Consider the following 22,756-nt stretch of genomic DNA (forward strand, 5'->3'; position numbering starts at 1 on the left):
ATCAGACGTTCTTACGTTCTACGGGCTTGTCATCCCAGGTCAGGAGATCTTTATCGGTTTTTTCGAAGGCACGAATCAGCACGTCATCATTGCCTTGCTGACGCCAGATCTCTTCTGCCAGTCTCTCATCGTAATTGGCCACTTCGAAAATGGCCTCAGCGATTTCAGGGGAGGTATGACGCAGACTGGCCCATTCGCCAACGTGATGTGCTTTTGATTGTTCAGTAGACATAGTTTTTTCCTTTGGTTAAATCAGTCCTGCAGTTTGACGGTCACTCCGGCAACATGTTCACCCTGAAAACGGGCGATGTTGAGTTCCGCTTCCGTCGGCTGACGCGAACCATCGCCGCCCGCCAGGGTAGTCGCACCATAAGGCGTGCCACCGCGAACCTGAGAAATATCGAACAACTCTTTGGTTCCGTAGCCGATAGGCACAATCACCATGCCGTGGTGCGCCAGGGTGGTCCAGACTGACGTAATGGTCTGTTCCTGACCGCCACCGGTGCCGGTTGAGGTAAAGACGCTGGCAACCTTGCCAAACAATGCGCCCGATGCCCAGAGACCGCCGGTACGATCCCAGAAAGTCCGCATCTGCCCGGCCATATTGCCAAAGCGGGTCGGGGTGCCAACGATAATCGCGTCATAGCGCGGCAGCACCTCAGGCGTAGCTTCTGCCGCCTGCTGATCGGTTTTGCCGCTCACCTGTGCAAAGCGGTCGGCCTCCATCGTTTCGGGTACCCGCAGGATATCCACTTCCGCGCCGGGAACCCGACGAGCGCCTTCTGCAACCGCGTTCGCCATTGTTTCAATGTGTCCGTACATCGAGTAGTAGAGCACCAGAATCTTGGCCATATATCTCTCCAGCTGGTTTTGACGTCCAGAAAAAGTATAGAAGAGCTTTCGTTTTACGCAGGCGATGCAGCAGACGGAGCGGATTAGTCGGGCAATAAATCTGCAGCTAATCGGTTGTAAGTTGGTAAAATGTTCATTTTTTGATCAAATTGCTGCTGGTTACTCTGTTGCTAAATGTGACTATAGGGCGAGATAAAGAAGAAACTGGCTATTATTTAATCATGGGTTAGATTCGGGCTTCGCGCCGTCAGCCCTCTGCTTTTTATTCTTAGGTATCGCAGTACGCGACAGGAGCAAACCATGACAACACATCGTGGAGGTTCAGGAAATTTTGCTGAAAACCGTGAGCGCGCCGCAGAAGCGGGACGCAAAGGGGGGAAAAACAGCGGCGGTAATTTCAAAAATGATCCGCAGCGTGCCGCACGTGCGGGTGAAAAGGGCGGACGCAGCAGCCCTAAAAAAGCGGGCGCATAAACTCATTATGCCGCCGGTTGATACCGGCGGTTAACGTCGTTGCATTTCCACCTCGCTCTCCCCCACAATGTCGTCCGAACACATCATCAGGTGAATTATGTCGGACCTACACCGCGGTTTAACACTGCGCCTGACGCGTCAGGAGCTGGTATTGCTTTTTATAACCCTGATCTGGGGCGGCACCTTCCTGGTGGTGCATCGCGCGATGCAGCACGCCGGCCCGTTTTTCTTCGTGGGACTGCGTTTTGCCACCGCCGCACTGTTGCTGGCGCTCTTTTTCCGCCGTTATCTGGCAGGTATGACCTGGCTGGAGGTTAAAGCGGGTGTGCTGATTGGTCTGTCGATCGCTGGAGGTTATGGTCTTCAGACCTGGGGAATGCAAACCATCTCCAGCAGTCAGTCCGCCTTTCTGACTGCGCTTTATGTCCCGGTGGTACCGTTGCTGCAATGGCTGTTTTTACGCCGTCCCCCGGGTTTGATGTCATGGCTGGGGATTGTTCTGGCGTTTACCGGCTTGCTGCTGGTGGCCGGGCCGCAGGATGGTCGCATCAGCCTGAACGCAGGTGAAATAGCGACGTTGCTTAGCACGCTGGCGATCGCTGCCGAGATCATCCTGATCAGCCGCTATGCCGGTAAGGTCGATGTGCGCCGCGTGACGCTGATCCAGCTGGCGGTGGCATCACTGTGTGCTTTTGGACTGATGATCCCCAATGGGGAAACGGTGCCCGCGATCTCAACGCCACTGCTGCTCAGCGCGCTGGGGCTGGGTGCGGCCAGTGCTCTGATTCAGGTCACTATGAACTGGGCGCAACGCAGCGTTTCGCCAACCCGTGCCACGGTGATCTATGCTGGAGAGCCGGTCTGGGCTGGCGTTGTGGGGCGTATTGCCGGTGAGCGCCTGCCCGCGCTGGCGTTACTGGGTGGAGCGCTGATCGTTTGCGGGGTAATCGTCAGTGAGCTACGTCTCCAACGAAAAAAAGCGGTGCAGCCTGCTACCACACCGCTGGAGTAGTTAACCCTGCTGTCGCGCCAGCGGCTTGTCCCTCTGCGCTGCACTGCGTCGGCGCAGAATGGCATTAAGGATGATCGCGCCAAAGGTGGCGGTACCGATACCGCCCAGCGTGAAAGAGCCGATTTTCAGCGCGAAATCCCCTGCGCCGAGAACCAGCGTGGTGGCGACCATAATCAGGTTACTGTTCTGACCTAAATCAACATGGTTCTGTACCCAGATGCGTGCGCCCGCCACCGCAATCAGTCCGAACACCACAATGGATGCTCCGCCAATTACCGGGGCCGGAATGGTGTGGATCAGCGCACCAAACTTGGGTGAGAAACCGGCGAGGATAGCGATGATCGCCGCGGCAACAAACGCCAGCGTGGAGTAGACTTTGGTCACGGCCATCACCCCGATATTTTCGGCATAGGTGGTGACGCCACTGCCGCCGACCGAGCCGGAGAGCATTGTGGCCAGACCATCGCCAACAAAAGCGCGCCCCATATAAGGATCGAGATTACGGCCGGTCATGCCCGCCACTGCTTTCAGATGTCCGAGGTTCTCAGCCACCAGAATGATCGCCACCGGGGCGATCAGGACCATCGCCTGCAAATTAAAGGTCGGTGCTGTCGTATGTGGCAGGCCAAACCATGCTGCCTGTGACAGCAGCGTAAAATCGACCGGCTTGCCCAGCCCCAGACCGTTGGTCAGCAGCGCATAGATCGCCCAAGCCAGAATCAGGCCGACCAGAATCAGCAGACGCTGTATCATTCCGTGGGTAAACACCGCCACCAGCCCAATGCAGAGCACGGTCATTACTGCGACCCAGCTGTCGAATGACGAGGCGGAGACGCTGTGAACCGCAATCGGTGCCAGATTCAGCCCGATAGCCATCACCACTGCGCCGGTGACCACCGGCGGCATCAGATTTTCAATCCAGCGTGTGCCGGACTTCATCACCACCAACCCTATCAGCGTATAGAGCAGGCCGCAGGCGATCACGCCGCCCAGCGCTACGCTGAGGTTAGGGTTCAGTCCCTGACCGCTGAAGCCGGTCACTGCAATCACCACGCCGACAAAGGCGGCACTTGATCCAAGATAGCTGGGCACCCGACCGCCGGTAATAAAGAAGAACAGCAGCGTACCCATACCCGAGACCAGAATGGCCAGATTGGGGTCCAGTCCCATCAGCAGTGGCATCAGTACCGTTGCGCCAAACATCGCCACCGCATGCTGTAAACCCAGCACCAGCGTCTGTCCCAGAGGCAGTGTCTCATCCGGGGCGATAATACCGTTTTCTGTTTGTGCCGACTTCTTTTGCCATTGCGGAAACCATGATCGTGCCATCGTCTACTCCAGAGCGTTATGAATGCCAGTGGGTTTCAGGGAAGCGTTAACAGGCATCCTGCCGCTTCAGGGGATGGTATCCCCTGTCAAACCACGCCAGGCCGTGGGTGGCGTCATTGCGAACTAATCCCACGACTTCGCAGAACAGGGTGTCATGCGTGCCGACACTGACAATCTGAGTGATGCGACAGTCAAAGGAAGCGAGCGCGCCGCTTAATACCGGCGAGCCGGTCACGGCCGTTGACCACTCAGCGGCGATAAAACGGTCAGTCATTGGCGTTTTGCCGCCAAACAGACTGGAGAGCGTTTCGTGGCCCGCTGCCAGAGTATTGACACAGAGCTGCATGTTTTCGCGAAACACCGGATAAACCGAAGCAGAGCGGTTAAGGCAGACCAGCAGCGTGGGCGGCGAATCCGTGACGCTGCACACCGCAGAGGCGGTAAAGCCAGCGCGTCCAGCCGGGCCTTCAGTCGTGATGATGTTGACCGCCGCGCCCAGCCGCGACATCGCATTACGAAACTCAGTTTTCTCAACGGCTGGGGTAAGGGTATCCTGGCTCATGGTGTTCTCCGCAATAGGGTTTTATCCGGCGACGCGGTGCAGCGGCTGCACGTCATCAGTGTGATCCAGCCACTGCAGCAGCAGGGCATTAAAGTTTTCGGGGTCGGTGACACTCATGGCGTGGCCGCCCCAGGTCATCATCACGTCAGTGGCATTGGGCAGGGCCGCCACCAGCTCGGTTGAGCAACTGCATGGCACCAGCAGATCGTCCTGGCTGGCAATCACCAGCACCGGTTGCGGAACGGTAGCAGCCCGTGCGCTGAAGTCGGCGCTCATCAGGGCGTGCAGCCGCCGCATCAGATTTTCCATCCCCTGAAAATGCGCGACGTGATGGCTATCTTCCCGCTCCAGCCGCGTCTGATGCTGTGCCATCCACTCAGCAGGATAGAGAAACAGCGGCTGAGCGCGAACAAATGCCTCAACGCCGACGTTGAGCAGCAAATCCTGCCGCACCTGAAAGCAGCGGCGGGTATGGGGATGCAGCGTCAGCCAGCCATTGATCACCACAATGCGTTGTATCCGATCGGGATAATCCAGCGCCAGCTGCATCCCTATCAGACCGCCCAGCGCATGACCGATCAGGCTGAAGCGCAGGATACCCTGCTGCGCCAGGGCGGCGGCCAGCTCCGCTGCCATCATCGCCATGCTGTAGCCTTCCGGTAAGCTTTCAGCGCTGCGACCGGTGCCGCGCTGGTCATAGAGCACAACCCGATAGCGTGCCGTCAGCGCCGCCAGCTGCGGCTGCCAGAAATTCGCCACGCCGCCCAGACCAGATGAGAGCACCAGCGTCGGTGCATCGGGATTCTGTAGGCCCAGAATATCCAGCTGCATCAGACCTCCGCTTTACCGATGTGCGCCACACTGGCGATCTCAATCAGCGCGTCAGGCTTGACCAGCCCGCACTGAATGCAGTAACGGGCGGGTTTATCACCGGGAAAATAGTCGGCATAGACCTGATTCACCGCGGCGTAATTTGACCAGTCGGTGATAAAGATCGAATTAAACGTCACATCGGCCATGCAACCACCGGCGGTCTCAATCACCTTTTTAATGGTTTCCAGCACATGGCGGGTCTGCGCTGCGGCATCACCCACATGTACCACGTTGTTGTCACCATCAAACGGCAGCGTACCCGAAACATAGACCACGCCATCCGCCAGCGTGCCAGGGACAAAGGGGGCAATGGGTGTGGTGGTGCCTGGCGGAACAAGGATACTTTTCGGCATAGCGACGTCCTTATAGTGGATTAGCGGTCATTCAGGCTTTCGCAGAAGGTATCAACATCAGATACCCAGCCAAAAAAGGTTTCGATATTGAACAGGGCTGCCTGCTGAGCAAAGGGCGGGCCGGCCTGATACGTGGCATCTTCCAGCACCACGCCGAAGTACTCTAGGAAGAAACCGTCGCGCAGCGTCGATTCCACACAGACGTTGGTGGCGATGCCGGTAAAAATCAGATGCCGAATCCCGCGACTGCGCAGCATGCTGTCGAGTGAAGTGTTATAAAAGCCGCTGTAGCGGGATTTTGGCAGCACAATGTCACCGGGTTGTGGCACCAGCTCATCGACCAACGCGTAATCCCAGCCGCCTTTCGACAGCAGCGAGCCCTGCAGTTCAGGCCGTTTGCGCATGGTTTTCAGCGCATTCGATTTGTGGAAGTTGGGGGAACCGGCATCGCCCGCTTCGACATAGTCACTGTCCCAGCCGTTCTGAAACCAGATGATCTGCACGCCTGCCGAACGGGCCGCTGTCACCGCCTGATGGATTTTCGCAATGACCGGCTTCGTTGCGGAGACGTCGAAGCCCGCCAGATCGAGGTAGCCGCCTTCAGTGGCATAGGCATTCTGCATATCCACAACAATCAGCGCCGTCTGGACTGGCGGAAAGGCGATCGGCTCTGGCCGCGCTGGCAGTTCAACCTGAGGAACATCCGGCGTGTGAGCACAATAAACAGTATGCATCATGCCACCTCCTGTTGTGTGTCGGGCAGCGTACTGCGACAGGCCATCAGCGGCTGAATGTGCTGCCCGAAGTTCTCGATACCTTCCAGGAAATCATCAAAAGTCAGCAGCACGCCGTGCGTGCCGTCAACCAGTGCCACCTCATCCAGCATCCGCGCCACGCTGGCATACGACCCCACCAGGGTGCCCATATTGATGTTGACTGCCGACGTCGGATCCGCCATCTGGCGCACATTGGTGTCGCTGCCCGATTTGGTATCCTGCTGACTCTGGGTGGTGAGCCACGAGAGCGCCTCTTCATCCGCACCGGCTTTGTAGTGCTCCCACTTTGCCCGTGCTTCTTCGTCCGTTTCGGCAGCAATGATCATAAACAGCACATAGGAGCCGACATCGCGACCCGCTTTTTCAGCAGCCTGCTTCATGCGAATCGAGGTCGAGCTGAACGCAGAAGGCGTATTCACACCTTTGCCGAAGCAGAAGTTGTAATCGGCGTGCTGGGCGGAGAAGGCCATACCGGCATCGCTTTGTCCGGCGCAAATCACCTTCATCGGACGCTGCGGCTGCGGACTGACACGGCAGTCGTTCATGGTGAAGAACTCACCTTTAAAGTCAGATTTTCCGGTGCCCCACAGGTCGCGCAGCACGGTAACGTATTCGGTCAGGTAAGCGTAGCGACTGCCGAAGTACTCATCGCCAGGCCAGATTCCCATCTGTTCATATTCCGGTTTCTGCCAGCCAGTCACCAGGTTAACGCCGAAACGACCGCCTGAAATGGAATCAATAGTAGATGCCATGCGCGCTACAATCGCCGGGGGCAGCGTCAGGGTGGCGGCGGTGGCATAGATCTCAATACGCGACGTGACGGCGGCCAGACCAGCCATCAGGGTGAACGACTCCAGGTTGTGATCCCAGAATTCTGTTTTTCCGCCGAAGCCGCGCAGTTTGATCATCGAAAGCGCAAAATCGAAATGGTAATACTCTGCTTTCAGCACAATCGCTTTGTTTAGTTCAAAGGTCGGCATGTACTGCGGTGCATTGGACGAAATCAGCCAGCCATTGTTACCAATCGGAATAAAGACGCCTATCTTCATGTGAAACCTCGTTGCGATGGGAAAAGGTGTTTCACGCGCTGCACTGCATCCTGCTACGTCCGTGGGGGCCGCGCTCAGTCACAATTTTGCAAACTATGTGCCACATTTTTTATTGTTATAAATAACAATGAGTTAAATTTATCCTGAAAGAGATAAGTGAAATGACGGATCCATTTCAGACCATTTGGTCAAAATTCACTGCACGTTTTTCATGCAGGCTGAGCAAAAAAGGTGCAGGGTGCGGATTGGGCAGCGATGAATCCCTTTGCTATGATGCGCTGACACCAGATGGATGAGGTAAATGTGTGAAAAGCGATGAAAAAAAGCCAACGCGTCGTTCGCGTGCGGTTGCAGCGAAGCGGGCCGCCATACTGGAAGCAGCATTAACCTTCTTCTCACAGTTTGGCATTCATGGCTCCAGCCTTGATAAGGTGGCCGAGCTGGCCGATGTCTCTAAAACTAATCTTCTCTACTATTTTCCCTCTAAAGAAGTGCTCTATGTAGCTGTGCTCAAGCAGATTCTGGATGTCTGGCTGGCTCCGTTGCGCGCGCTGGCGCACGATCAGGATCCGCTGGTTGCGATTCGGCGCTACATTCGGCTGAAGCTGGAAGTGTCGCGCGATCATCCTCAGGCATCCCGTCTGTTCTGTCTTGAGATGCTGCAGGGCGCACCCTTGCTGAAAGGGGAGCTGGCGGGCGATCTCAAGCAACTGGTGGATGACAAAGCGGCAATTATTGAACGCTGGATTGATGAAGGACGCCTGGCGGGCGTACAGCCAGAGCATCTGATATTCATGCTGTGGGCCACCACGCAGCATTACGCCGATTTTGCCACTCAGGTCGAGGCCGTTACCGGCCAGACGCTCAGCGATCCGGCGTTTTTTGAACAGACCGTTGAGAACGTTCAGCGGATGATCATTGAAGGGATTCGCGTACGCTAATTCAGGACATATCCACGGTTCGGTAACGGAGTTAATCAATGGATTCTGTTTCGCAGTTCGTGCTGGGTGCCTCAGTCAGTGTTGCCGTGATGGGACGTCGTGTACCGGTCTGGCAGGCGGCGGCGGTGGGCGGTCTCTGTGGCACCTTGCCGGATCTCGATGTCTTTATTGACCATGGCGATGCAATACGCAACATGACCCTGCACCGCACTGAAAGTCATGCGTTGCTCTGGCTCACGCTGCTCTCACTACTGATTGCAGGGCTGGTGGCGGGTCTGTTTCGTCAACGGCTGAAATGGCAGGTAGGGTGGCTCGCGATCTGGCTGGCGCTGATTACGCATCCGCTGCTCGATTTAATGACGGTTTATGGCACCCAGCTTGGCTTGCCAATGACTAATTATCCTTATGCCATTGGCAGTATCTACATCATCGATCCACTTTATACTCTGCCGCTGCTGATGGGCCTGGGCGTAGCGCTCTGGCGTCGCGGGGAAAAAGGGCTGCGCGGAAATCGGCTCGGACTGACGTTGAGTACGCTTTATCTGGTGTGGAGCGTGGTGATTCAGGGAGTCGCAGGCTGGCAGATCAAGGCATCGTTGATGGAGCAGGGCATTGCCACCAATAAAGTGCTGATAACGCCCACTGCCTTTAATACGCTGGTATGGCGCAGCGTGATTATGACGCCGGATCGCTATGGCGAAGCCTACTGCTCGTTGTTGTCGCCCTCGCGACCGCTCCAGGTGGTGTGGCATCCACGTCATCCTGAACTGTTCGACGCCTTGCGGGGCAACGGGTATGCAGAACGTATCGCCTGGTTCAGCCACGGCTTCTATGCCCTGCGTGAGCAGGATGGGCAGACGACGATTGCCGACCTGCGCATGGGCGAAGGCGATAAGTATACTTTCACCTTTGGTCTGGGTACGCCCCAACAGCCCGATCCCCGCCCGCAGCGCTTACCTTATAAACGCCCCTCTTTGTCAGTTATTTTCTCTGCGCTGGGTGAGCGCTTGTAAAAAAAGCCCGGTCAGGCGACCGGGCTGATTTCATGAAGTTACAGGTTAGCGGCTGCGACGATTACGCAGCATCCAGCCCACGCCCAGCAGCGCAAACCAGAGTGGCGTAACCATCAGGGCCTGGCGCGTATCGTCCTGCAGCGTCAGCAGTACCAGCACAAAGACGAAAAATGCCATGCAGACCCAGCACATGAATTTGCCCAGCGGCATCTTAAATGCCGATTCCGCATGACGCTGCGGATGCTTTTTACGGTAGGCCAGATAACTGCACAGAATGATGGTCCACACGAACATAAACAGAATGGCCGAGACGGTAGTCACCAGCGTAAAGACCTTCATCACATCCGGGATCAGGTAGATCAACGCTACACCAATCAGCAGGCAGAGGCAGGAGAAAAACAGGCCGGTGGTTGGCACCGCGCGGGCAGAGAGTCGGCCAAAGGCACGGCTTGCTACACCCTGCTGCGACAGGCCATAGAGCATACGGCTGGTGGAGAAGATGCCGCTGTTGGCTGAGGAGGCGGCCGAAGTCAGCACCACAAAATTGACGATACTCGCCGCAGCTGGCAGACCAATCAGGACGAACATCTCAACAAACGGACTGCGATCGGCCATCACCTCTGTCCAGGGCGTCACCGCCATAATGACCATCAGCGCCAGTACGTAAAACATAATCACCCGCAGCGGAATCGCATTAATCGCGCGCGGTAAAACTTTATGCGGATCGTGGGTTTCTGCTGCTGCCGTGCCTACCAGTTCAATACCGACAAAAGCAAACACTGCAATCTGGAACCCGGCAAAGAAGCCGCTGAGACCTTTCGGGAACAGGCCGCCGTGTTCCCAGATGTTGCTGAGCGCTGCCGAGCTGCCGCTCGGTGAGGGATAGTGAATCGAAACCAGCACAATCCCGGTCACAATCAACGCCACAATCGCGACGATTTTAATGATCGCGAACCAGAACTCCATCTCGCCAAACAGCTTGACGGTGGCGATGTTGAGTGCCAGAAAAACCACCACGCAGAGCAGGGCGCTCATCCAGATCGAGAAGCCCGGAAACCAGAGCTGGAAATAGGCGCTGATTGCCACCACGTCGGCGATGCCGGTTACCACCCAACAGAACCAGTAAGTCCAGCCAGTGAAGTAACCCGCCCATGGGCCAAGCAAATCAGCGGCAAAATCGCTGAACGATTTGTACTCGAGGTTGGAGAGCAGTAGCTCCCCCATGGCGCGCATCACAAAGAAGAGCATAAAACCGATGATCATATAGACGAAAATGATCGAGGGACCAGCCAGGCTGATGGTTTTGCCTGAGCCCATAAACAGGCCGGTCCCGATAGCGCCACCAATGGCAATCAGCTGGATGTGGCGATTATGCAGATTACGCTGTAGCTTATCGGGCGCTTCGTGAGTGCGTACGGTTTCTTTAGATTGATCAACCATAGAATTGTCTTTCCTGTCGTAATGTTGTGTCAGCTCTGCTGGCTGTTAGTCAAAGCGTCTGCCCAAGGGCAAGTGGGCATAAGATAGAGGAAGTCACCCCTAAGCCGGTAACAGTTTTTTACCTGATGTGACACCGGCCATGCCAAATTGCGGCAGCGGCAGGCCATCCTGATTAATTCTGCGTCAGTCTGAGTAATGATTCATCACGTTGTGTCAGGCAGACAGCGTAAAGGGGAATGTGCTTCTACACTTTTGTTGCTCATTATCATGCTGCAAGAGGGACTATGCGCACGCTTATCCTGTTTTTGCTATTGATCGCGCTGGGATGGGGGAGCTTACCCTGGCTTAAGCAGCATCTGCCGCCGCAGTTCAATCCCTTTAAGCCGCTCTCGGTCACCGATCCACCGGGCTGGATGACACAGATTAAAATGAAACGGCTGGCCAGCAGTCCCGACGAATGTCTGGCAGTGATGCGCCGCGCTCAACAGGCAGGCTGGGTCAGTTTCAGCGAACGTCCGGCCGTCGCGAGTAACTGTCCGCTCACTCATCCGTTGCGGATTCAGACATTTGGCCCGGTCAGCCTTAGCAGCAGCTTTTTGGCCAGTTGTCCTATGGCGGTCGCCAGCACCATGTATGCTCTGCGCAGTCGTGAACAGACCGCCAGGGATATGCACAGTCCACTGGTACGAATTACGCATGTCGGTAGTTACGCCTGCCGCAATATTTATCATCGCGCACAGGGGCGGCTCAGTGAACATGCCACCGCTGATGCCTGGGATGTGACTGGCTTCCAACTTGCTAATGGTGAGCGGCTTGAAGTCAATCGTCACTGGCAACAGCCGAAAGAAAAAGCGGCAATGCTTCATACCCTATGGCGTGGTGGCTGTGAAGTATTTGGTAATGCGCTAGGCCCGGACTATAACACCGCTCACGCCTCTCATTTTCATCTGGGTATGCGTGGCGCAGGCTACTGCCGATAACTCACCGGGCAGAATCAATACCGTGTTTGATTAAGAAACGTTCAGACGGGGGCAGCAAAACCAATCCAGTTATCATCGCTGAACCTGAGCCACACCTGAAATAGTCTGATAACAGATTAGGGAACTAATAACGAAGCTGATTTTAGTACCATTTATTGTAATAGTTCGACGCCAGCGGGATAAATCCTTTGTGCAAATTCTCAGCGTCATTTGCTCCCCTTATGCAGGGGCATAATGAAATTTTTTCATGATATCTCTGGAAGAATTAAGGGAAATTAATCCTATAAATAAAGAATGCATCTTTGTGGAAATAAACGCTTTCTAAGCCAATCTATTTTCAAATGGTTTAGTTGTGTGACTATCGGCAAAGTGATTTAACGGCCTAAAATAGAGTCAGTGTGGATCGCGCTGTCGCCATAAACAGTGATCTTAGCCATGCATTGCGGTCAGGCAGAAGAGATAAGTCAAGCTGACTTTCACGGATAGGCTTTAATGGGGTTAGGTTAGCCCCGCCGCCGCAGGATGCGAACCGATTAGCTAAGAGTATTCTCAGCCACGGGGTCAGCGGAATATTCCTAATAAGAACGTCTGTACGCTTACAGACCCGCCACTGGAACAGAGGCCGGTCTTTCGCCGTGAAGCACAGGGCGCGGGCTGTGAGCCAGTAGTCTGTCTCAAAGGTCGCCACAGGTGCTACGGCACTTTCTGACTTTGCCTGGACTTAAGGCCACAGTAACAGAGCCAACCTTATTGCCTGATGAAAAATAGGTCAGCTGATTGTGTCTGCCGCCGGGCTTGTAGAGTCGTAATTAACGCCTTGTTTAGTCATTATTTAATCAACATTAAGAATGGCTATTCAGTATTTTTAGCAGAATTTTCGGGCCTGCGATGAAATTGTATCTGTGGTCAGGGATTGAAATCCCATAAGAAAAATCTTATTCTTCAGGTGTGATTGAAATTGCCGTGGTCGGCCTCATATTGTAGAGGCAGGAACACTTTTTACTCCGCCACATCGGTGAAAGGTTAAATACGCTGTACATTGTGCCAGATTCATCCTCCAGCGATAAATTAATTTTCTTCTGCTAATTTATTCTATCCGATGAATCCCAATGATTAATACCGGAAGGGTGAGTGAAATTAACGCTGAGGCAATATGGGTACTGAAAATTATTTCGCCTGGCGAAGTGAGGCGAAAGAACAATTTCAGGCATTAACGGTTTCTTCAGAACTGAAGCCGTTATTGCAACAATTCACTGAATCATTAGGTTTCGATTATTTTGCCTTTTTGATTCAGCATCCGGTGCCTTTTACCCGACCGCGCATTCATTTACATAGCACTTATCCCCGGTCATGGGTGGAACGCTATGTGAAGCAGAATTATTACGCTGTCGACCCGGTGCTCACATTGTGTCAGCGACCGGGCAGAGGGATAGCGTGGACGCAGGAACTCTTTGCTGACGCCGGCAATCTGTGGCATGAGGCGAGAGAATATGGGCTGCAGAGCGGATTTTCATGCTCTGCAATGGCACCAAATCGCGTCATTGGTATATTATCTATATCGTCGCAACAGCCCATTTCTGTCCAGCTCTGCCATGCTGAGCTGGAGGTGAAACTACACCTTTTAGCGGAACTAAGCCTCTCTACGCTGGAACGCTTTAGCGATGATGCAATGATGGTACTAAAGAAAGAGTTTAGTCGGCGTGAGCTGGAAATTTTGAAATGGACAGCTGAAGGAAAAACGGCGGTCGAAATTTCACTTATTTTATCCATCTCTGAACATACCGTTAACTTTCACCAAAAAAACATGCAAAAGCGTTTCAATGTTTCCAATAAAACGCAGATTGCCTGCTATGCAGCGGCAATCGGACTGATTTGAACATAAAACAGCTGCTAAATTTAGCAGTTACTTTGTACAGGTCTGTTGTTTACCCTGCGCCGGGACTTTGCCAGGCTGGCGCAAAGAAATCACTGCAAACATGGGGATGTCAGAGGCGCATGATGAAAATAGTGCAAACGCAATTAAAGGATATGCCATCCTCTTTGCTTGCCGAACTCGGCAGCTACCGATATAGCGTCTTTGCGCGCGGCGAAGGGTGGTCAATTCCGCCACGCCTGAGCACGCCAGGACAGGAATATGATCGCTACGATCGTTCAGATGTCACCTGGCTTATTGCATGGAATGCACGCGAGGGCATCAGTGGCTGCGCGCGTCTGATGCCCTGGTTTGAACCTGAGCAGAGTGAAGGCATTGTGCTGCCTTTCAGCCATGAGAAAGTGTGGGAAATGTCGCGCTTCTCGGCACGGCTGGAGGTAGATGCTGAACTACCGCTGAATATTCTCTGGCACGCGGTGCAGCTGGCAGAATTGAACGGCATCGAGTACATCATCAGTTCGGCAACGCCGATGCTGGAGAAGATGTTTGAGCAGCATCAGGTGGTGTATGAGCCGCTGACACCGGGACTCATTCTGTCAGAAGATAATCTGTTTGCGATTCGTATTCCGGTGGTTCAGCCAGCTCTGGCAGAAAAGTATCGGGGAACACGGCGCTTTAATCCGGAAGAGGTCCTGCCCACGCTGGGTGTTTCGGTTAACTGGCAGGCGCACAGTTAGGATGTTTGCCCCCGCCGCTGGGGGCAAAAAGCTTACTGACGGTACGCCGTTTTAATCTGTTTAATGGTGTTGCTGAACACTTCCGCCTGGGGCTTGTCGCCCAGCGTCTGTACATAGCGTTCCATGTTGATAATCACTTTTCCTGCATCGGCCTGGCCCATACCTTTCAGGATCAGGGTGATCATCATCTTCAGACCCGCAATTTCATCCGATAATTTCCGGGCTTCCTGCGAAGTTGCAAAATCTTCATCGCTCATGAGTTTCTCCTTGGTGAATGACAACGTGTCGGCAATCTCTCCGAACAGCAGTGCGTGAGTATATCACAGGGGCTGTAAGTTGCTGATGCAGCCGGTCCGACTCGGTATAAACAGCTAATTTGTCCAGTGCAACTAATCAATCGCTGAAAGTAATCACAGCGATCGGCGGGTCAGGTTTCGCCAGAGTGTGCCGGCACAGCTTTTCATAATGCCAGTTCTTAATATACTGAAATAGTGAGAGTTTAATAATCATTTTGCGGCCCTGTCTGTTGTGAGAAAAGTCTGTTATTACTGGCTGGACGGGTCTGAAAGTAATCATGTGAAGCCTGTATTGTGTTGCTTTGTTGATGTGCTTTTGAGTCAAAAACGGTTATAATTATCGCTTGCAAGAGTGAAGTGCTCCCTCTTTTTTTAGCCTCTGGAGTTTCCCCGTTGATCAATGTGCTTCTTGTTGATGATCATGAACTTGTCCGTGCTGGTATCCGTCGCATTCTGGAGGATGTCAAAGGTCTGGCCGTGGTTGGAGAGGTCAACTGTGGCGAGGATGCGGCTAAGTGGTGCCGTGCCAATCAGGTTGATGTGATCCTCATGGACATGAATATGCCGGGGATCGGCGGACTGGAGGCGACGCGTAAAATTGTGCGTTATAATCCCGATATCAAAATCATCATGTTGACCATTCACACGGAAAATCCGCTGCCTGCTAAAGTGATGCAGGCGGGTGCAGCAGGCTACCTTAGCAAAGGTGCTGCGCCCCAGGAGGTGATCAACGCAATCCGCTCTGTGAATGCCGGACAGCGCTACATCGCATCTGATATCGCTCAGCAGATGGCCCTGAGCCAGATTGAGCCGCAAAAAGCGGAATCACCCTTTAGCTGTTTGTCGGAAAGGGAATTGCAGATTATGCTGATGATCACCCGTGGACAAAAGGTCACGGAAATTTCCGAGCAGTTAAATCTCAGTCCTAAAACCGTTAACAGCTACCGCTACCGGATGTTCAGCAAGCTGAATATCAGTGGCGACGTAGAGTTAACGCATCTGGCCATTCGACATGGCCTCTATAATGCGGAGCCGTTAATCAGTAGTGAATGACGTTTTTGATTCGAAAGCCTTTCTGAGTACGGTAACCAGTAAGCCCGGTGTTTACCGCATGTATGACGCCTCAGGCACCGTCATTTATGTGGGCAAAGCCAAAGACCTGAAGAAGCGCCTGACCAGCTACTTCCGTGCTCAGGTCGGCAGCCGCAAAACCGAAGCGCTGGTAAACAATATCCAGCATATCGATGTCACCGTAACCCATACCGAAACCGAAGCGCTGCTGCTTGAGCATAACTACATCAAGCTCTATCAGCCGCGCTACAACGTGCTGCTGCGCGATGATAAATCTTATCCCTACATCTTTCTTAGCAGCGATACCCATCCGCGACTGGCGATGCACCGTGGTGCAAAGCATGCCAAAGGCGAATACTTTGGTCCGTTCCCGAACGGCTATGCGGTGCGCGAAACCCTGGGGCTGCTGCAAAAAGTCTTTCCTATTCGCCAGTGCGAAAACAGCGTCTACCGCAATCGTTCCCGGCCCTGTCTGCAATATCAGATTGGCCGCTGTCTTGGCCCCTGTGTCGCTGGCCTGGTCAGTGAAGAGGAGTATGCACAGCAAACTGATTACGTGCGTCTGTTCCTGGCGGGGAAAGACGATCAGGTACTCAACCAGCTGGTCAAACGAATGGAAGAGGCGAGTACTGGCTTGCGCTTTGAAGAGGCGGCACGACTGCGCGATCAGATTCAGGCCGTGCGACGGATCACCGAAAAGCAGTTTGTCTCGAATCAGGGTGATGACCTTGATGTGATGGGAGTGGCTTATGAAGCAGGCATGGCCTGTCTTCACGTGCTGTTTATCCGTCAGGGCAAAGTGCTGGGCAGCCGCAGCTACTTCCCAAAAGTGCCGGTGGATACCGATCTGGCCGAGGTCGTTCAGACCTTTGTCGGGCAGTTCTACCTGCAGGGCAGCGAGGCACGTACTCTGCCAGGTGATATTTTGCTGGACTTTACCTTGCCGGATCGAGAACTGTTGGCGGAGTCGCTTAGTGAACTGGCGGGACGTCGGGTTAATATTCAGAGCAAGCCGCGTGGCGATCGCGCCCGCTATCTCAAACTGGCGCGCACCAATGCCGCGACTGCGTTAACCACGCGTCTGTCACAGCACTCCACTATTCATCAACGGCTGATGGCGCTGGCGGAGTTTCTTGAGCTTGACAAGATTAAACGCATGGAGTGTTTCGATATTAGCCACACTATGGGTGAGCAGACCATCGCCTCCTGCGTAGTGTTTGACCAGAATGGTCCGCTACGTGCCGATTATCGTCGCTATAACATCAGTGGCATTACACCGGGTGATGACTACGCTGCGATGAATCAGGTGTTGCGACGCCGGTATGGTAAAGCGATTGAAGAAGATAAAATTCCGGATGTGATTCTGATCGATGGCGGTAAGGGCCAGCTCTCACAGGCGAAGCAGGTTTTCGCAGAGCTGGATGTGCCTTGGGATAAAAACCAGCCTATTTTACTCGGGGTAGCTAAAGGCAGCGACCGTAAAGCCGGACTGGAGACGCTGTTCTTCGAAGCAGAAGGTGAGGGCGTTTCGCTGCCACCCGATGCGCCTGCGCTGCATGTTATCCAGCATATTCGTGATGACGCTCACAATCATGCCATTTCAGGCCACCGTAAAAAACGGGCCAAAGTGAAGAATACCAGCGCACTGGAAAGCATCGAAGGGGTGGGGCCAAAACGGCGTCAGCAACTGCTCAAATACATGGGGGGCCTGCAACCGCTGATGAATGCGTCCGTTGAGGAACTCGCCAATGTCCCCGGTATCTCGCATGCTCTGGCAGAAAAAATATACTACTCGTTGAAACACTAGCATTGAAACGGGGGGGGCAATGTAGGAACATAGACTAAATTCTACCTATATCCAGACAGTTACCGGCATATGCAATTAAACATCCCGACGTGTCTCACCCTGTTTCGAGTCGTGCTCATCCCGTTCTTTGTGCTGGCTTTCTATCTGCCGTTCACCTGGGCGCCGCTTGCTACTGCATTGATTTTTGTTTTTGCTGCCATCACTGACTGGTTTGATGGTTTTCTGGCGCGCCGCTGGAAGCAGACAACGCGCTTTGGTGCGTTTCTCGATCCGGTAGCGGATAAAGTGATGGTGGCGATTGCGCTGGTGCTGGTGGCAGAATATTTCCATGCCTGGTGGATTACGCTGCCCGCAGCTACCATGATTGCGCGCGAGATTATTATCTCTGCCCTGCGTGAATGGATGGCGGAGATTGGCAAACGCAGCAGCGTGTCGGTTTCCTGGATTGGTAAGGTGAAAACCACCGCCCAGATGTTCTCACTGTTCGTCTTGCTGTGGCGACCTGATGCGACCGTTGTGGGGATTGGCGTGGTGGCGTTATACATTGCTGCAGTACTGACATTCTGGTCTATGTTCCAGTATTTAAGTGCCGCGCGCGGTGATCTGCTCGAACCGTGATCGATACGATTCAAAAAGCAGCAAACGGACAGCCTGTGAGGATAATTTTATTGACTCATTGCGTCAGGTCAGTAGAATGCATCGCATCGAACGGCAGCTTGTCTGTCAGAAGGTAAGTAAAATCAGCAGGTTCGACGAAATTGCTGAAAATTGCGGGAATAGCTCAGTTGGTAGAGCACGACCTTGCCAAGGTCGGGGTCGCGAGTTCGAGTCTCGTTTCCCGCTCCAGATTCGCCGGTCAGGCTAGCCTGGCGGCATATCAATTTAAGGCGTGTTGGCAGAGTGGCTATGCAGCGGATTGCAAATCCGTGTACCTCGGTTCGACTCCGGGACGCGCCTCCAGTTACACCCTGCCCGGGTGGTGAAATCGGTAGACACAAGGGATTTAAAATCCCTCGGCTGTAAGGCTGTGCGGGTTCAAGTCCCGCCCCGGGCACCATATCGAATTACCAATAAAATCAATGATAAGCAGTGTCGTATGACCGCCCCTCAGAGGCGGTTTTTTTGTATCTGAATTACTATTCCTAATACCTCTTCCTAATATTACTTCCCTTTTGCCTGCCCTCCAACTACAGGGACAACAACTATTTTCCTGTCATATGCCGTAGTCTGCTCCACGTTCTTATGGCCTGTTATGGCTCTCTTCTCATACAAATCTCCCTCAAGATCAGACACACCCTTGGCCTTCAAATCATGGAATGTGAAATCAAAAATAAGCTCCGGAAATTTAAGCTTTGCCGCCTCACGTGCAGCACTCCAGCGACTGTTAAACCCATCGCGAGTGTAGCCCGAGCCATTAGGCTGGTGGAGTATGAAGATACTGCTCATTCCTGGCTTTAGCGGTAGTCCAGATGCCATTTTTATTGCTGCAGCAAATCGTGGTGACCACGCCTTAATCTGAGCAACACTGGTCTTGCTCTGCTTGATCAGTACACCCTCATCCATGATCTGGCTCTTTTTCATTGCGAGAACATCACCTTGTCGGGAGCAAGTGAGGTAGGCCAGTTCCATTGCTATCTTCACAATGTCCGGCGCACATGAATACAGAGCCTGATACTCTGCATCGGTAACATATCGATCTCTCGACGTCTCCTTAAATTTTTTAACTCCCTTGGTCGGATTACCTTTTACCATGCCACGCTCATAGCCCCAGCGGTACATGCGGGACATAAACGCCTTTTCCCTGTTGGCCTGAACTCGACTTTTCAATCCGCGTCTGTCCATGTACTTTCTGACGTGTTCAGGACGAATTGCATCTGAGGGCATGGCACCAAAGACAGCTAAAACATTTTTTGAATACTTCAGGTAATCCCGCTGCGTTTCACGAGCAAGCTCAAAAAAATCAGCCGATTTGAAAAAACGCTCAGCCAGTGACGCCAGCAGCTTGTCATCAGGTATTTCATTGATCAGCGCCTCATATGCCGACCATACTGAGGACTGAGCTGCATCCAGCGCACAGAGGCGTATAGCGCCTCCGTTTTTGGGATGAAACTCATAGGCTGATTTGCCGCGATAAACGCGCGGCGGCATCCAGGCATCAGCACTATTTTTGCGAACACGAGCCATTAATCCAATGCTCCGAAGTTGGGTTCAGGTTGATTCATTTCTGGGGCTTTGCGCGACGACATTGGGTCATTGAAATGCTGCCAAGTTGTCCGCGGGCGACCATCACGGCGGACGACGAAAAATATACCTGCCTGTTTCAGGCACTGGCATTGCTTAGACGGGATTTTATAGCCGGTTAATTTTTCGATATCGGCATCAGAAATAATTACGTTATTGATATCAGACATATAGTTTCTCCACACATTCCTGCTGCATCAGGTTTGTTTAGCCGTGACAGGTCACAGCGTGTTGATATTTAATTTCAGTTCATGCCAGCCGCTGGTGGCCCAGCATGCTGCTTCACCCTGGCAAGGGCAGGACTTCACCGGCAGATGATCGTCACACTTACCGCATTGCTGCTGTGATAGCACTTCAATCTGCTGCGCCAGTTCAGCGGCATCTTTGCGAATGAGTAACGCTATATACTCGTTCAGCTCATATGGTTCACGACCGGGGCGGCGTGCGGCGCAGTTATGCGCCAGCATCTCCAGTTCCTGACTATCCAGCGCCAGCTCCAGCTTTTTACCACCGGCAGCGGCCTGTCTGGCACGCTGCGCTGCTTTGCGTTCGGCGGGGGATTTAGGCATCAATTACCCTCCGCCGATTTGCGCATGTGACCAGGTGCCAGACAATGAGTTTTGTTGGCGTTGAACATCCATCCCCGTTTTTTAGCTGCCCGAACACACTCTGTTAAATTGCTGCCAGCAATACTTTTGAACCCGGTCTCTTCGGTTCGGTACTCAACGGGCAGCTTTATGACCTCGCAATTTTGGCAGTCACAGTAGAGGTCTAAGGTATAGCCACCAATTACCATCACTCCATCTCCTTCAAGAAGATAATCCAGTGGGTTTTGTCGCCTTTGCCGGTACGCTGCCAGATGGTTGGCTTCTGCTCGGTTAGGGCGATTACCTGACTTACCGGAATCTGTGTCTCATTCCATTTAAAAATCAGCGTGCCGTGTGGCCGCAATACCCGGAAAGCCTCACTGAAACCGGCACGTATATCATCGCGCCAGTTTTGCTTATCCAGCGCACCATACTTTTTCCGCATCCAGCCGTTCTCTCCGGCGCGGTCGAGGTGAGGCGGGTCAAAGACTACCTGAGCAAAACTGCAATCAGTGAACGGTAGGGCGCGAAAATCGGCGATTACATCCGGATTGATATGCAGTTTTCGCCCATCACAAAGTGTGTGCTGCTCATTACGGATGTCGGTGAATAAGGCCCGAGAATCAGTCTTATCCAGCCAGAACATGCGAGAGCCGCAGCACATATCGAGGATTGGCTGTTCCATCACTCAACCTCCACGGGCTTAAACTCAATGACCCACACCCACGGGTTAGCCTGCCAGTTGTCATCGCCGTAGATGGATGACCACAACACACCAAAGTCATGCATCTTTGCTCGACCTTCAATGCCTTCAGCAGCGGCGTCCTCCGCACTGATATCCTGCAGCCGCTCCACACGAACGCCGGTAATCTTCAGCGTTATGCGGGAAGCCCAGCGCGGCATGTGGATTGATGGCGTCCAGTTATCGACCACGGCTGGCTTATTGCATTTCTCAATTGGCACCCGGTATGTCTGCTGCGTCCAGCTCTGCTGCTCACTGGCTTTATAAACCAGTGTGGCCACGTCAGTAGCCCGGCTATGAACCCGGAATGCCTCACGCACCCACAGGCGATCACCTATTGCACCGAATGGGAAGGAGAACGGAGCCGAACGAATGTGGTTTCCGGTAGCGTTCGATTCAGTCCAGTGGTATTTGCCTGTATCGCTGCGTTTAGCTGAAGCAATTATGCGTCTTAGCCCGAACTGATTTGATTCAGGCTGCACCCTCATGATCCGGCGCGTCTGCGTCTTTCTGCCGTCGAGAACTGCACGAACCATGTCGGCGTTAAAGATGATTGGGCGTTCACGCATCTTCTTCATCCTCTTCAACAGCTTCAACTTCAGTACCATCGTAAGCAGCCTTGACGCTACTGGCTGCCGCGATAATGGTGTTGAACTGGTCAGCGTCTACTGTCACGCCGGGATACTGGCGAGAGACTTCAAAGCTGATTGCAGTAACCAGCTTCATCTGGTCGATGCGGATAATGGTTTTCATCACTCACCATCCTTACCAGTCAGCAAATGATATGGAACGCCGGGAGCATTCAGTTCGGCATAAGCAACAATCTCACCGCAATCCCAGCCCAGATAATAGGTTGAGAAATCTTCATGGCAGAAAGTCTGATGCCAGCCCACAGGCCAGTAGGGTTCACCGTCAGGCGTGTACAGCTCACAATCGGCACTATCATCTTCGTCATTATCTTCAGGCTCTGGCTGGTTGAACCATACGGCCTGCGTAACATAGAGCTGACCATTGCCATTATTGCGATAACAAACCCAATAGAGCGCACTCTCGCCTAGTTTATGAACCGGCTCACCGTCTTTGCTTAACTGCTGCCATTTGATAGCCAGCTTCGCCTCTGCTGCTTCTGCTCGCTGCTCCAGCCCCGTAAGCCGCTCCGTCACTGCCTGACGGATTTTGTTGATTTCATCCTGGGCGTCTTCTTCGCTGTTCACTTCACGAACATCGACACATGACAGACAAAGCCAGTCAACAAACTGGTTCGCTGGGAAATCTTTGATTCTTTCGCTTAATGGTTTCATGACACCACCTTCAGGGTTACCGTGCGTGTGCGAAGCAAATCCATTTCCAATTGGGAAATGATGTTGATCGCATGTGAAATGCCGGGCTGCTGGTGGTTACCCAGCGTTGTTACAGCGCGGCGTGCTTCCCCAAGGGCTTCACCGCGCAATGTACGAATCCACTGATCACAAGCTGGAGTGGCCAGCGCTGCGTTAAGGTCATCAAGCAGGGTCATGTCAGCCCCGGCAGCCTGAAGCGCGGTGATGGTGTCTGGCAGCACGCTGTTGATGCGCAGAACCTCTGCAGCCATCAGATTGGCGCGAACGGTGGCAACGTCGAGACGCGATGACAGCTCGGTGACCATCTTTGCCATTTCAATCAGAGGCGTTTCCGCACCGATGTTTTTAGCGAACTGGTGGCCGGCAGCGACGACTTCTTTATTCGATTTGAAGTGATGCATGTCATCG

General features: G+C 53.4%; 28 protein-coding genes and 3 tRNA genes. 13 read left to right on the forward strand and 18 right to left on the reverse strand.

Going from position 1 to position 22,756, the window contains the following annotated elements:
* Position 1: 1 nt before the first annotated feature.
* Both WFO64_RS02860 and wrbA read right to left on the reverse strand, forming a co-directional pair.
* Entirely contained in the window at positions 2–232 is a 231-nt protein-coding gene (locus WFO64_RS02860; protein WP_337008732.1) for a YccJ family protein, read from the reverse strand.
* Positions 233–252: 20 nt separating this feature from the next.
* A complete protein-coding gene (wrbA, locus tag WFO64_RS02865; RefSeq protein ID WP_337008734.1) occupies positions 253–852 on the reverse strand; it encodes an NAD(P)H:quinone oxidoreductase in 600 nt (199 codons plus the stop codon).
* 300 nt (positions 853–1,152) lie between these two features.
* On the opposite strand from wrbA, the gene WFO64_RS02870 reads away from it, so the two are divergent.
* Positions 1,153–1,326 carry a general stress protein gene (locus tag WFO64_RS02870; RefSeq protein ID WP_337008736.1) on the forward strand — a complete coding sequence of 58 codons (174 nt, stop codon included), beginning with the start codon at positions 1,153–1,155 and terminating at the stop codon, positions 1,324–1,326.
* A gap of 97 nt (positions 1,327–1,423) precedes the next feature.
* Positions 1,424–2,338 (forward strand): DMT family transporter, encoded by a 915-nt coding sequence (locus tag WFO64_RS02875; RefSeq protein WP_337008738.1) that lies wholly within the window; start codon positions 1,424–1,426, stop codon positions 2,336–2,338.
* Here WFO64_RS02875 and rutG read toward each other — a convergent pair whose 3' ends face one another.
* Genes rutG through rutA form a run of 6 tightly spaced genes read right to left on the reverse strand, consistent with a single transcriptional unit; the run spans position 2,339 to position 7,280 of the window.
* Positions 2,339–3,667 (reverse strand): pyrimidine utilization transport protein G, encoded by a 1,329-nt coding sequence (rutG, locus tag WFO64_RS02880; protein WP_337008740.1) that lies wholly within the window; start codon positions 3,665–3,667, stop codon positions 2,339–2,341. It lies immediately after the preceding gene.
* 46 nt (positions 3,668–3,713) lie between these two features.
* Positions 3,714–4,229, reverse strand: coding sequence for an NADH-dependent FMN reductase RutF (gene rutF / locus WFO64_RS02885; RefSeq protein WP_337008742.1), 516 nt, complete (start codon positions 4,227–4,229; stop codon positions 3,714–3,716).
* A gap of 21 nt (positions 4,230–4,250) precedes the next feature.
* A complete protein-coding gene (rutD, locus tag WFO64_RS02890; RefSeq protein WP_337008744.1) occupies positions 4,251–5,060 on the reverse strand; it encodes a pyrimidine utilization protein D in 810 nt (269 codons plus the stop codon).
* Positions 5,060–5,455 (reverse strand): pyrimidine utilization protein C, encoded by a 396-nt coding sequence (gene rutC, locus WFO64_RS02895; RefSeq protein WP_337008746.1) that lies wholly within the window; start codon positions 5,453–5,455, stop codon positions 5,060–5,062. The genes rutD and rutC overlap by 1 nt, the downstream gene beginning before the upstream one ends.
* 20 nt (positions 5,456–5,475) lie before the next feature.
* Positions 5,476–6,189: a pyrimidine utilization protein B gene (gene rutB, locus WFO64_RS02900; protein WP_337009488.1), complete on the reverse strand. Its 714-nt coding sequence runs from the start codon at positions 6,187–6,189 to the stop codon at positions 5,476–5,478.
* Positions 6,189–7,280, reverse strand: coding sequence for a pyrimidine utilization protein A (gene rutA / locus WFO64_RS02905; RefSeq protein WP_337008748.1), 1,092 nt, complete (start codon positions 7,278–7,280; stop codon positions 6,189–6,191). The genes rutB and rutA overlap by 1 nt, the downstream gene beginning before the upstream one ends.
* A 305-nt stretch (positions 7,281–7,585) precedes the next feature.
* Here rutA and rutR point away from each other — a divergent pair, with 305 nt between their 5' ends.
* Positions 7,586–8,221 carry an HTH-type transcriptional regulator RutR gene (gene rutR / locus WFO64_RS02910; RefSeq protein WP_337008750.1) on the forward strand — a complete coding sequence of 212 codons (636 nt, stop codon included), beginning with the start codon at positions 7,586–7,588 and terminating at the stop codon, positions 8,219–8,221.
* 38 nt (positions 8,222–8,259) lie between these two features.
* A complete protein-coding gene (locus WFO64_RS02915) occupies positions 8,260–9,234 on the forward strand; it encodes a metal-dependent hydrolase (RefSeq protein WP_337008752.1) in 975 nt (324 codons plus the stop codon).
* Between the two features lie 45 nt (positions 9,235–9,279).
* Here the strand turns inward: WFO64_RS02915 and cycA are convergent, their stop codons facing one another.
* On the reverse strand, positions 9,280–10,674 hold the full coding sequence (cycA, locus tag WFO64_RS02920; protein ID WP_337008754.1) for a D-serine/D-alanine/glycine transporter: 1,395 nt from the start codon (positions 10,672–10,674) through the stop codon (positions 9,280–9,282).
* Between the two features lie 284 nt (positions 10,675–10,958).
* Here cycA and WFO64_RS02925 point away from each other — a divergent pair, with 284 nt between their 5' ends.
* From WFO64_RS02925 to WFO64_RS02935, 3 genes are all read left to right on the forward strand, one after another.
* Positions 10,959–11,654: an extensin-like domain-containing protein gene (locus WFO64_RS02925; RefSeq protein ID WP_337008756.1), complete on the forward strand. Its 696-nt coding sequence runs from the start codon at positions 10,959–10,961 to the stop codon at positions 11,652–11,654.
* Between the two features lie 1,153 nt (positions 11,655–12,807).
* On the forward strand, positions 12,808–13,530 hold the full coding sequence (sdiA, locus tag WFO64_RS02930) for a transcriptional regulator SdiA (protein ID WP_337008757.1): 723 nt from the start codon (positions 12,808–12,810) through the stop codon (positions 13,528–13,530).
* 122 nt (positions 13,531–13,652) lie between these two features.
* Positions 13,653–14,264: an autoinducer synthase gene (locus tag WFO64_RS02935; RefSeq protein ID WP_337009490.1), complete on the forward strand. Its 612-nt coding sequence runs from the start codon at positions 13,653–13,655 to the stop codon at positions 14,262–14,264.
* 32 nt (positions 14,265–14,296) lie between these two features.
* Here WFO64_RS02935 and WFO64_RS02940 read toward each other — a convergent pair whose 3' ends face one another.
* A complete protein-coding gene (locus WFO64_RS02940; RefSeq protein WP_337008759.1) occupies positions 14,297–14,521 on the reverse strand; it encodes a DUF2594 family protein in 225 nt (74 codons plus the stop codon).
* A gap of 432 nt (positions 14,522–14,953) precedes the next feature.
* On the opposite strand from WFO64_RS02940, the gene uvrY reads away from it, so the two are divergent.
* The 6 genes from uvrY to WFO64_RS02970 all read left to right on the forward strand — a co-directional run bounded on the left by uvrY (position 14,954) and on the right by WFO64_RS02970 (position 18,495).
* Positions 14,954–15,613: a UvrY/SirA/GacA family response regulator transcription factor gene (uvrY, locus tag WFO64_RS02945; RefSeq protein ID WP_337008761.1), complete on the forward strand. Its 660-nt coding sequence runs from the start codon at positions 14,954–14,956 to the stop codon at positions 15,611–15,613.
* On the forward strand, positions 15,606–17,438 hold the full coding sequence (gene uvrC, locus WFO64_RS02950) for an excinuclease ABC subunit UvrC (RefSeq protein WP_337008763.1): 1,833 nt from the start codon (positions 15,606–15,608) through the stop codon (positions 17,436–17,438). Before uvrY ends, uvrC begins: the two co-directional genes overlap by 8 nt.
* A 69-nt stretch (positions 17,439–17,507) precedes the next feature.
* The gene (pgsA, locus tag WFO64_RS02955) at positions 17,508–18,056 is read left to right on the forward strand and encodes a CDP-diacylglycerol--glycerol-3-phosphate 3-phosphatidyltransferase (RefSeq protein WP_337008765.1); all 549 of its coding nucleotides are present in this window, start codon (positions 17,508–17,510) and stop codon (positions 18,054–18,056) included.
* 152 nt (positions 18,057–18,208) lie between these two features.
* Positions 18,209–18,284 (forward strand) — tRNA-Gly (locus WFO64_RS02960).
* Between the two features lie 40 nt (positions 18,285–18,324).
* Positions 18,325–18,398 (forward strand) — tRNA-Cys (locus tag WFO64_RS02965).
* Positions 18,399–18,408: 10 nt separating this feature from the next.
* Positions 18,409–18,495, forward strand: a tRNA-Leu gene (locus WFO64_RS02970).
* 104 nt (positions 18,496–18,599) lie between these two features.
* Here WFO64_RS02970 and WFO64_RS02975 read toward each other — a convergent pair.
* The 8 genes from WFO64_RS02975 to WFO64_RS03010 form a co-directional block, all read right to left on the reverse strand.
* Complete coding sequence (locus WFO64_RS02975; protein WP_337008767.1) at positions 18,600–19,622, reverse strand: tyrosine-type recombinase/integrase; 1,023 nt, start codon at positions 19,620–19,622, stop codon at positions 18,600–18,602.
* Positions 19,622–19,849 (reverse strand): DUF4224 domain-containing protein, encoded by a 228-nt coding sequence (locus WFO64_RS02980; RefSeq protein WP_337008769.1) that lies wholly within the window; start codon positions 19,847–19,849, stop codon positions 19,622–19,624. Before WFO64_RS02980 ends, WFO64_RS02975 begins: the two co-directional genes overlap by 1 nt.
* Positions 19,850–19,900: 51 nt before the next feature.
* Positions 19,901–20,248, reverse strand: coding sequence for a hypothetical protein (locus WFO64_RS02985; RefSeq protein WP_337008771.1), 348 nt, complete (start codon positions 20,246–20,248; stop codon positions 19,901–19,903).
* 226 nt (positions 20,249–20,474) lie between these two features.
* Entirely contained in the window at positions 20,475–20,951 is a 477-nt protein-coding gene (locus tag WFO64_RS02990; protein WP_442956117.1) for a class I SAM-dependent methyltransferase, read from the reverse strand.
* Positions 20,951–21,577, reverse strand: a complete 627-nt coding sequence (locus tag WFO64_RS02995; RefSeq protein ID WP_442956118.1) for a hypothetical protein — start codon at positions 21,575–21,577, stop codon at positions 20,951–20,953. Before WFO64_RS02995 ends, WFO64_RS02990 begins: the two co-directional genes overlap by 1 nt.
* Entirely contained in the window at positions 21,570–21,761 is a 192-nt protein-coding gene (locus WFO64_RS03000) for a hypothetical protein (RefSeq protein ID WP_337008777.1), read from the reverse strand. The genes WFO64_RS02995 and WFO64_RS03000 overlap by 8 nt, the downstream gene beginning before the upstream one ends.
* The gene (locus WFO64_RS03005; RefSeq protein ID WP_337008779.1) at positions 21,761–22,309 is read right to left on the reverse strand and encodes a hypothetical protein; all 549 of its coding nucleotides are present in this window, start codon (positions 22,307–22,309) and stop codon (positions 21,761–21,763) included. The genes WFO64_RS03000 and WFO64_RS03005 overlap by 1 nt, the downstream gene beginning before the upstream one ends.
* Positions 22,306–22,749: a hypothetical protein gene (locus tag WFO64_RS03010; protein ID WP_337008781.1), complete on the reverse strand. Its 444-nt coding sequence runs from the start codon at positions 22,747–22,749 to the stop codon at positions 22,306–22,308. Before WFO64_RS03010 ends, WFO64_RS03005 begins: the two co-directional genes overlap by 4 nt.
* Positions 22,750–22,756 lie beyond the last annotated feature (7 nt).

Source organism: Pantoea sp. AS142, assembly GCF_037152305.1.
In the GTDB taxonomy this organism is placed as follows: Bacteria; Pseudomonadota; Gammaproteobacteria; order Enterobacterales; family Enterobacteriaceae; genus Pantoea.

Coding starts and splice junctions, on each gene's coding strand:
- WFO64_RS02860 (WP_337008732.1), bottom strand. CDS start 232: ATGTCTACTGAACAATCAAAAGCACATCACGTTGGCGAATGGGCCAGT.
- wrbA (WP_337008734.1), bottom strand. CDS start 852: ATGGCCAAGATTCTGGTGCTCTACTACTCGATGTACGGACACATTGAA.
- WFO64_RS02870 (WP_337008736.1), top strand. CDS start 1,153: ATGACAACACATCGTGGAGGTTCAGGAAATTTTGCTGAAAACCGTGAG.
- WFO64_RS02875 (WP_337008738.1), top strand. CDS start 1,424: ATGTCGGACCTACACCGCGGTTTAACACTGCGCCTGACGCGTCAGGAG.
- rutG (WP_337008740.1), bottom strand. CDS start 3,667: ATGGCACGATCATGGTTTCCGCAATGGCAAAAGAAGTCGGCACAAACA.
- rutF (WP_337008742.1), bottom strand. CDS start 4,229: ATGAGCCAGGATACCCTTACCCCAGCCGTTGAGAAAACTGAGTTTCGT.
- rutD (WP_337008744.1), bottom strand. CDS start 5,060: ATGCAGCTGGATATTCTGGGCCTACAGAATCCCGATGCACCGACGCTG.
- rutC (WP_337008746.1), bottom strand. CDS start 5,455: ATGCCGAAAAGTATCCTTGTTCCGCCAGGCACCACCACACCCATTGCC.
- rutB (WP_337009488.1), bottom strand. CDS start 6,189: ATGCATACTGTTTATTGTGCTCACACGCCGGATGTTCCTCAGGTTGAA.
- rutA (WP_337008748.1), bottom strand. CDS start 7,280: ATGAAGATAGGCGTCTTTATTCCGATTGGTAACAATGGCTGGCTGATT.
- WFO64_RS02915 (WP_337008752.1), top strand. CDS start 8,260: ATGGATTCTGTTTCGCAGTTCGTGCTGGGTGCCTCAGTCAGTGTTGCC.
- cycA (WP_337008754.1), bottom strand. CDS start 10,674: ATGGTTGATCAATCTAAAGAAACCGTACGCACTCACGAAGCGCCCGAT.
- WFO64_RS02925 (WP_337008756.1), top strand. CDS start 10,959: ATGCGCACGCTTATCCTGTTTTTGCTATTGATCGCGCTGGGATGGGGG.
- sdiA (WP_337008757.1), top strand. CDS start 12,808: ATGGGTACTGAAAATTATTTCGCCTGGCGAAGTGAGGCGAAAGAACAA.
- WFO64_RS02935 (WP_337009490.1), top strand. CDS start 13,653: ATGAAAATAGTGCAAACGCAATTAAAGGATATGCCATCCTCTTTGCTT.
- WFO64_RS02940 (WP_337008759.1), bottom strand. CDS start 14,521: ATGAGCGATGAAGATTTTGCAACTTCGCAGGAAGCCCGGAAATTATCG.
- pgsA (WP_337008765.1), top strand. CDS start 17,508: ATGCAATTAAACATCCCGACGTGTCTCACCCTGTTTCGAGTCGTGCTC.
- WFO64_RS02975 (WP_337008767.1), bottom strand. CDS start 19,622: ATGGCTCGTGTTCGCAAAAATAGTGCTGATGCCTGGATGCCGCCGCGC.
- WFO64_RS02980 (WP_337008769.1), bottom strand. CDS start 19,849: ATGTCTGATATCAATAACGTAATTATTTCTGATGCCGATATCGAAAAA.
- WFO64_RS02985 (WP_337008771.1), bottom strand. CDS start 20,248: ATGCCTAAATCCCCCGCCGAACGCAAAGCAGCGCAGCGTGCCAGACAG.
- WFO64_RS02990 (WP_442956117.1), bottom strand. CDS start 20,951: ATGGAACAGCCAATCCTCGATATGTGCTGCGGCTCTCGCATGTTCTGG.
- WFO64_RS02995 (WP_442956118.1), bottom strand. CDS start 21,577: ATGCGTGAACGCCCAATCATCTTTAACGCCGACATGGTTCGTGCAGTT.
- WFO64_RS03000 (WP_337008777.1), bottom strand. CDS start 21,761: ATGAAAACCATTATCCGCATCGACCAGATGAAGCTGGTTACTGCAATC.
- WFO64_RS03005 (WP_337008779.1), bottom strand. CDS start 22,309: ATGAAACCATTAAGCGAAAGAATCAAAGATTTCCCAGCGAACCAGTTT.
- WFO64_RS03010 (WP_337008781.1), bottom strand. CDS start 22,749: ATGCATCACTTCAAATCGAATAAAGAAGTCGTCGCTGCCGGCCACCAG.